The sequence below is a fragment of the Mycobacterium sp. genome, from assembly GCF_049281135.1.
Lineage (GTDB): Bacteria > Actinomycetota > Actinomycetes > Mycobacteriales > Mycobacteriaceae > Mycobacterium.
Genome location: NZ_JBAPRN010000084.1, coordinates 1 through 5,424, shown reverse-complemented (window position 1 = coordinate 5,424; position 5,424 = coordinate 1). Strand labels below are relative to the sequence as shown.

Annotated in this window: 5 protein-coding genes; 3 read left to right on the top strand and 2 right to left on the bottom strand. The window is 64.1% G+C overall.

Annotation, left to right across the window (positions count from 1 at the left end; genetic code table 11):
- Positions 1 to 1,249 (top strand): cytochrome P450 (locus WAN02_RS03400; RefSeq protein ID WP_422262776.1); only part of this gene is annotated, 1,249 nt, incomplete at its 5' end.
- 31 nt (positions 1,250 to 1,280) lie between these two features.
- Positions 1,281 to 1,703 carry a nuclear transport factor 2 family protein gene (locus WAN02_RS03395; RefSeq protein WP_422262775.1) on the top strand — a complete coding sequence of 141 codons (423 nt, stop codon included), beginning with the start codon at positions 1,281 to 1,283 and terminating at the stop codon, positions 1,701 to 1,703.
- On the opposite strand, the gene WAN02_RS03390 is transcribed toward WAN02_RS03395, so the two are convergent.
- Positions 1,700 to 3,379, bottom strand: a complete 1,680-nt coding sequence (locus WAN02_RS03390) for an FAD-dependent oxidoreductase (protein ID WP_422262774.1) — start codon at positions 3,377 to 3,379, stop codon at positions 1,700 to 1,702. The genes WAN02_RS03395 and WAN02_RS03390 overlap by 4 nt on opposite strands.
- A 157-nt stretch (positions 3,380 to 3,536) precedes the next feature.
- Positions 3,537 to 4,259, bottom strand: a complete 723-nt coding sequence (locus WAN02_RS03385; protein WP_422262773.1) for a TetR/AcrR family transcriptional regulator — start codon at positions 4,257 to 4,259, stop codon at positions 3,537 to 3,539.
- Between the two features lie 195 nt (positions 4,260 to 4,454).
- Between WAN02_RS03385 and WAN02_RS03380 the strand changes: the two genes are divergently transcribed.
- A partial coding sequence (locus WAN02_RS03380) for a DUF7065 domain-containing protein (protein WP_422262772.1) occupies positions 4,455 to 5,424 on the top strand: 970 nt, incomplete at its 3' end.

Genomic DNA, 5,424 nt, shown 5'->3' with positions numbered 1-5,424 from the left:
GGCCTGTCCGGTGCACCACCACGTGTTCGATGAGGCCGAGCTGAAGGAACTGAACGACAACCCGTTCGTGACCGGCCCCGTCACCGATCTCTACTCGTTCCTGAAGTACTCCGACGTCGAAAAAATCCTGCACAGCCCCGATGATTTTCTGTCCATCGAAGGCGCCGGGCCGGAGCGGATGACTCCCGTCGCTGGTACCGGAATGCTGGTGTGGTCCGACGGTGAACCGCACAACCGCAGCCGCAAGATCTGCCGTCCCGCCTTCGCGCCGAAGAACATCGCGGCGCTGGCCCCGATGCTTCAGGCCCGCATCGACGAGCTGATCGACGGGTTGGCGGACAACGGTCAGATGGACCTGATGTCGGACTTCGCGCTTCCGGTGACCAGCAGCATGATCGCGCACCTCGTCGGCCTACCGGTCGAGCGCAGCGCGGACGTGCTGGAGATGGGCTTTGCCATCATCGCGACGTTCGGTGGTGACGATGCGGCCTACCAGAAAGGCACCTGGGCACTGGGCGAAATCAGCGCGTTCCTCGCCGAGGTGGGCCCGGAACGAGTGGCCGCCGCGGCCAGAGGCGAGGAGCTGCACGACGCGGTCACCCACATCCTGACCACGCCCGCCGACGACGGCTCCTACTTCACTCACGAAGAAGCCGTGGTCGCTGTGTCCCAGTTCTTCGGCGCTGGGATCGAGTCCAGCGCCACAGCGATGTGCAACGGCATCTACCTGCTGTGCACCAATCCTGGCGAGCGCCGCAAGCTCGAGGAGAATCCGCAGCTGATCGGTACTGCGGTCGAAGAGATCCTGCGCTACATGGCGCCGATCGAAGGCACCTGCCGCACCACGGCCAGAGCCATGGAGTTCGCGGGGCACAGCTTCGAGGCCGGCCAGAAGATCCGCCCCGTGTACGCCTCGGCCAACATGGACGAGGACGTCTTCGACGACCCGAAAACCTTCCGCATCGACCGGGAACGCTCCGAGTTGAGGCAACACGTGACGTTCGGACTCGGCGTGCACAACTGTCTGGGCTCCGCACTAGCCCGCCAGGAATTGAAGCTGGCGATCAACACTCTGCTGCGCAGAATCCCGACCCTCCAACTCGACCCAACCCGCAAACCCACCCGCAACACGATCTTCCTGGTACACGGCTTCAACAGCCTGCCCCTCATCTGGGAGCCCGACAGTGTGCTCCCCAGCACTGCCATGTCGCCGACAGTGCCCGAAGTCACCCAACTCGAACCGCACTGACGCCGGTGATCCACCAACACGGGGAGTGTCGATGTCCGAATACGACCTGAGCGAGGCGGAGCTGACGACGGCGAACCGGCGGCTGCTCGTCGATATGTACGCCGCTGCCAAAGCCGGCGACGTTGCCGGCTTCTTCAGTGCGTTGTCACCCGAGGTCGTCATCAAGGAACCGACCTTCCTGCCTTACGGTGGTACCTACCGGGGGATTGACGAGTTCAGTGCCCTCTTCGGGGACGTCGCGAAGTTCCTCGACATGAGCAGCCTGACGGTCGACCGCATCGTCGCCGACGGGGACCACGCCGTTGGCCTCATCAGGCTCTCAACTACTTCCGGCGACCGTGAGGTCAGACTCGCAGAGCTCTCGATCCTGCGCGAAGGCAAGGTAGCCGAGATGGAGATCTTCGTCCACGATGGCGCCGGCCTTCTGGGCGCAGTGAGACCCTCACGCTCTTAGCCCGACGCGAGGTGCATTGACGCGATGTAGCCGAAGGTGGCACCAGCCGCAATCGAAGCGCCGGGTCCCGGGTAGGCACGGCCCATTACGGTGGCCGAGCAGGTCCCGGCGGCATAGACACCAGCGACGACGCGCCCGTCGGTTCCGAGCAATCGGGCGTGTTCGTCGGTCAAGAGCCCGCCAGTGGTGCCGACGTCACCGGGATAGCACGGAACGGCGTAGAACGGTGCTGCGCTGATCTGCCCGAGGGCCGGGTTCGGCGTGACCCGAGGGTCGGCAAGGTAACGGTCGTAGGTGCTCTCACCCCGATGGAAGTCCTGGTCGACGCCACGAGCCGCCATTTCGTTGAACCGCGCCACCGTGGCGCTGAGGCCTTCGGCGTCGATCCCGCAAGCAACCGCAAGATCGTGGAGCGTGTCAGCCTTGCGTACGTAACCCTGTCGGATCAGCGCCTTGGGGGTAACCCGAGGGAATATGTCGCCCAGACTGTAGCGGTTGCGGTGTCGGGAGTCGATCACCAGCCAACTCGGTATGGCCGGCACCTCCGGGTCACGCCCGTAGATGGCCTGACCAAATCGGCTGTAGTCGACGGACTCGTTGACAAATCGTTGGCCGCTGGAATCAACCACGATGCTGTGCGGTAGGCAACGGTCGTACAGATGCATTTCGCGGTCGCCGTTCGGGCGGACCGAGGTGCCCATCCAGATCGCTTCGTCCATCAGGTCGAGCGCCCCCCCGACAGCCTGGCCCGCGAGAATGCCATCCCCCATGTCGCCGGGTCCGGCTAGTGTCCACGCCGTACTGGCCGGCGACCTGCCGTATTGCTTGCGCATCACGTCGTTGTGGCTGAACCCGCCACTGGCCAGGAGTACCGCGTTCGAGCGCACGACGTGGTGTGAACCGTCGGGCATGGCAAGCACGGCACCGGTCACCGCCCCACCGGAGGTGGTCAACTCGGTCAACGCCACGTCGGTGTGGACCGGAATTCCGCGTTCAACGAGGGCAAGTAGGAGCGTGCCCATCAGCGAAGCGCCGAGGGAGTCGGGACGTTGGCCACGGAGTCGACCGACGACCGCGCGTCCAGCGACGCGTGCCGCGGTCAGCGCCCCGCGACGGGTCCGGGTCGCGACGTTGGCGCCGGCTACTTCTTCCATGTGGATTGGAACGCCGGGAAACAGATTGCGTTGGCGCAACAGATTTCGCCAGGGGCCAAGGCGATTGAGGTCGAACGTGGCCATTCGGACCGAGCGGCCTTCGGGCATTCCACCGGGCTCTTCCGGGTAGTAATCGCTGTAACCCGCGCACCGGTAAAGCTCAAGTCCCCGCGTACGCAGGAAGCTGATCATCGCAGGCCCCTGCTCGAGGAAGGCGGCGCGGCGTTGAGGGGATGAGGGTGCGGACGGCTCGCCCAGCACCGCCTCCAAGTAGGTCCGAGCGAGTTCCGCGGAGTCGGCAACGCCGTTTTCGCGCTGCAAGGGGTTGTTAGGCACCCACATCAGCCCACCGGACATCGCGCTGTTGCCGCCGACCCGATCGGTCTTTTCCACCACGACCGGGTGCAGCCCTCGAGCGTGCGCGGCCAGGGTGGCGACCGCGCCGGCGACTCCCGACCCGATCACCAGCAGATCCGCCTCCGACGGAACGGATTGATCGCCGGGCTTGACCTTCGAGTTCATCGAGCTGTGCTCATCCGTGAATATCTTCCGCTAGCTTTCTGCGCAAAGTCAGCGACCACCGATGTCAAAGGCTACAGCTCAGGAAATACCTGGGGAAGGCGGAAGGCGCCGTTATGATGCCGTTGCTATCTTCTTGTCACGACCTCAGGGCAGGGTGTCATTCTGAAGCCTGCCGCGATTCCAGAGCTCTGTCTGAGCCCAGCTCAATCCGCCGGGTGGACAGGGCGCGATACATGTACGTGGTTAGCTCTCGAATGATGCGCGCCCGGGTTGGATGCTTAGGTCCTTGTTCGAAGAGCATATTGTCATGGAGGACAAGGCCCATCACCATCGCGAACGAGCATCGCAGCGTCACCGGGATATCAATGTCGTGAAATTCGAGCTGCGCCGACGTCTGCCGAGCCCAGTCGTCCATCGCTCGAAGCTCGCGGCTCACAATCGATTCCTCGCCGGAGCGCCCGAGTTCACCTGCATCGAAATACTCCGCGCACGTGAACGCCAAGATCAGGTTTCGGTTCGCCGATAGCGCGTCGTACAAGCCGACCACGAAATTCCGCACGACCTCTTCCCCGGTCTGCGGTTCAAGGTTGTTACGAGTCCATTGAGTCATGAAATCGGTCATGAACTCGTGGTAAGGCTTGACGACGGCCGCTTCGAAGAGTTTCGGCTTCGACCCGAAATGCCGATAGATCGTGGGTTCGTTAACGCCCGCCTCCAAGGCGATGTCACGTGTGGTGGTCGCTTGATAGCCCCGGCTCGCGAAGAGGTCACGAGCGGCATCTGTAATGAGCTCCCGCAGCACTTGCGAGGAACGCCGCTTCTTCGGTCTGGTCCGCGTGAGCGGCTCCGATGCTCCTTCTCCGGAGAGAGCTGCAGTCATGACCTCAGTGTACGGTGGCACGGCTTCCCGTTCTGGCCAAAGACGTCGCGAGCCCTCAGCGTCGGCATTCGTCGAGGGAGAACACCCGAGAGCTGATTTGCGGAGAGAGCAACTGCTCTCAACCCGGCCCGCGGTCTCGGATGGAAATCTAGTATTGCTGGCGGGCCCCGGGCTGGCCGGACAGGAGAGCCAACGATGATCCGTCCTGAGGACGACCGGTTGCACCGCGGTTCACTCGACCCGTACTGGAACGAGAGCGCCTGGTTCGGATTCACCGCACCGGAGCGCACGCTCACCGGCTGGGTGTACTTCTACCATCGGCCGAACATGCAGTACTCGGTTGGCGGGGTGGCACTCTGGGACCCGTCCGGGGAGAACACCTGGGACTGCCTGTATTACGACTGGGGCAACCCGGCGGCGCTACCCGCCGACGCTGAGATGTACGACTTCACCTTGGACAACGGCCTCAGCGTGCGTTCTGCCAAGCCGCAGGAGTCGTTCGCGCTCGACTTCCGCGCCGAGGGCTGCACCCTGGAGTTGAACTGGGACGCGGTAGCGCCGCCGCAGTCCGCTGCACCGGTCGGGGCCGGTTTGCCAACGGGTTCCGACGAGTGGGGCAAGGGCCACTACAACCAGCCGGGCCGGATGCGAGGCACGGTGCAGCTGCCTGGAGAGCGGCTGGACGTCGACTGTTTCTACGCGCGCGACCACTCGTGGGGCCCTCGGCAGTACAAAACCAACCCACGCGGCAACTTCGGCTCGGCGGTCGCATCCGAGGACAGCGGATTCTGCGTTCTCGCCGTAAGCGACCAGCCGCCCGCGTCCGATCCTTGTGTGCGCGTGGACGACCCGATCCTCTTCGGTTGGTACCTACGTGACGGAGTACCCAGCCGGCTGACCTCGGCCCGGCGCATGGTCACCAAGCGGGGTGTGGACGGCCGACCGCTGCGCGTGGAGGTGCACGGGGACGACGAGCTGGGCCGCGAGCTGCACGCTGTGGGCACTTGCCGGAATACGCTGCACTGGCACGGCTACGGCTTCATGTACATGTATTGGTGCTACACGGAGTGGGAGTTCGACGGTCAGCTCGTCGTCGGTGAAGAGCAAGATTTCTTCCCGGTGCAGCAAGCCCGCCGTCTCCTCCGATCGCTGCCCGGCTATCCGG

Bases quoted from the DNA above. Each gene is read 5' to 3' on its own strand.
- WAN02_RS03390 (WP_422262774.1), bottom strand. From the start codon at position 3,379: ATGAACTCGAAGGTCAAGCCCGGCGATCAATCCGTTCCGTCGGAGGCG.
- WAN02_RS03385 (WP_422262773.1), bottom strand. From the start codon at position 4,259: ATGACTGCAGCTCTCTCCGGAGAAGGAGCATCGGAGCCGCTCACGCGG.
- WAN02_RS03395 (WP_422262775.1), top strand. From the start codon at position 1,281: ATGTCCGAATACGACCTGAGCGAGGCGGAGCTGACGACGGCGAACCGG.